The sequence below is a fragment of the Protofrankia sp. Cr1 genome, from assembly GCF_963555865.1.
In the GTDB taxonomy this organism is placed as follows: Bacteria; Actinomycetota; Actinomycetes; order Frankiales; family Frankiaceae; genus Protofrankia.
This window is the reverse complement of sequence record NZ_CAUVXO010000148.1, coordinates 10,830-12,621: the sequence shown is the minus strand read 5'-3', so window position 1 is coordinate 12,621 and position 1,792 is coordinate 10,830. Positions and strand designations below refer to the sequence as shown.

General features: G+C 64.2%; 3 protein-coding genes. All 3 read right to left on the bottom strand.

Going from position 1 to position 1,792, the window contains the following annotated elements:
- The coding region (locus tag U9980_RS13615; protein ID WP_322768245.1) for a DUF4407 domain-containing protein at positions 1–923 on the bottom strand (923 nt) is incomplete at its 3' end.
- A gap of 176 nt (positions 924–1,099) precedes the next feature.
- Positions 1,100–1,492, bottom strand: a complete 393-nt coding sequence (locus U9980_RS13610) for a type II toxin-antitoxin system VapC family toxin (protein ID WP_322768244.1) — start codon at positions 1,490–1,492, stop codon at positions 1,100–1,102.
- Positions 1,489–1,767: a type II toxin-antitoxin system prevent-host-death family antitoxin gene (locus U9980_RS13605; RefSeq protein WP_322768243.1), complete on the bottom strand. Its 279-nt coding sequence runs from the start codon at positions 1,765–1,767 to the stop codon at positions 1,489–1,491. Before U9980_RS13605 ends, U9980_RS13610 begins: the two co-directional genes overlap by 4 nt.
- Between the last annotated feature and the right edge of the window lie 25 nt (positions 1,768–1,792).

Genomic DNA, 1,792 nt, shown 5'->3' with positions numbered 1-1,792 from the left:
TTGAACAGCAGCACCGCAAGGTCGAGCACAAACAGCAGCAGATAAATCAGCACGCAGAGGAGGAGTGCCGCCGCGTTACCACCGAGCACGGACAACAGTGCCCGCTGGAAGTTGAGAATGCCCTCGGGCTTCGGTTGAAGGCGTATGTTGTCCGCCGTCTGTCTGGCGGCCTCAACGTCGATCTCCTGAATCTTCGCGGGTTTGTTCGCCTGGGCGGTACCGAGGGTGTCCGCTACCAGATTCTGCCGGGCGAGCGCCCTAGTGTAGTCACCGTACAGCAGCTTGTAGGTGTCACCCGTGCCGCTGAGGCCCGTAGCTCCGGCACCCTTGCGCTCGTTCTGGGCCGCACCGTCAGCGGCGGCGACGGCCCGTTGTGCGTCCTGAAGGTCCTTCTCATCCTTTGCGATCTCCACATCGAGATCCGTACGGAGCTGCTGCCTGCGCTGTTCGACCGCAGCGTTGAGCTCCCTGACGTGGTTACCGCTCTGCCGGCTGAGCTCTCCGGTGATTTCGGCATTGAACATCTTCAGGATCAACGGATCAGTCAGTACAACCGCCGTGAGCATTGTGATCACTACCCGGCCGGCGTATCCGGGGATCTTCGTCTTGCCGAGGGACGGCGCATCGTCGTTGTCCAGATCCTGGAGGTTCACGCTCACCTGGGAGAGCAGGAACCGGTCATAGAGGATAACGGCTGTCGCGACAAGTAGCCCGACGAGCACCCCTGGGAAGAACCCGCCGCCAGTCGCGATCATCAGAAAGAACGCGCAACCAACCGTGGCGTAAACCCCGTAGATCACCATGAACAGAGCCGCGCAGACATACCGAGCCCGGTCGATGAACTCGGTAGCGTGATCCGGGTCTATTCCGGCGAGGCCGAGTAACCGGTCGGTGAGGCGGCCACGCCTGCGCTCGTACCTCACGGCACGAGCCCGTGAGCAGCCTCGACCTCCCAGACATACCACAACGCCAAGATCAGGATGTTTTCGCATAATTCCTGAGAGGTCAGGCTGGTCCTCATATGTAACTCCCCCGCCACCGTGCTCGATGCCCGAAGGCGACGCCCCGATGTGAACTCTGTACCTACGCGGAACTGCGGTCAGGCGGGTGCGCGGACCGGTAGGCCCTGCTCACCGGCCACGGAAGCCAGCCGGCGGTCATAGGTGACGAAGCCGTCCAGGCCATCCCGCATGAGCAGGGCCGTGGCGAGATGGATGGCGTCCAGCGAACGTAGCCCGGCGCCCGGAAGCCGGCTGGCCGTCTCGATGACAGCGTGGACGATGTCCACCCGTCCGATCCGGGTAAGCAGCAGGTCTGCGCCCGCCAGCAACGAGGGATCCTCGCGTAGCACGGCGCGGCGGGTTTCCACGACCAGAAGCACGCTGGAGACCAGCGGCATCCCACGCCGGGTGGTGAGGAAATCCCGCAGCGCAGCCGTCTCCTGTTCGGCGCGAACCAACTTCACGAAGGCCGACGTGTCAAGATAGATCACCAGCGCTCTTCGTCCCGCAGCTGCCCCACGACGGCGGACAACGGTCGGGCGCCGACAGGCGCGGCGGGCGGCGGTAGGAGGTCCAGAATGCTCCCGACCGCGGGCTCGTACTGGCCGGCAGCGGCAAGCCGGTCCAACGGCGCGCTGGGGTCGGCGGGCACCAGGTAGGCCACCAGGACGCCCCGGTCGGTCACCGCAACCCGTTGGCCGCTTGCGGCCAGGGCCACATAGCGGGACGCGTATTGACGCAGCTCACGAATACCGATCGATTCCATACCTCAAGGTAGCACTCATGTGCTA

What these genes read in the sequence shown, in the direction of transcription:
- U9980_RS13605 (WP_322768243.1), bottom strand. Translation starts at nt 1,767, where the DNA reads ATGGAATCGATCGGTATTCGTGAGCTGCGTCAATACGCGTCCCGCTAT.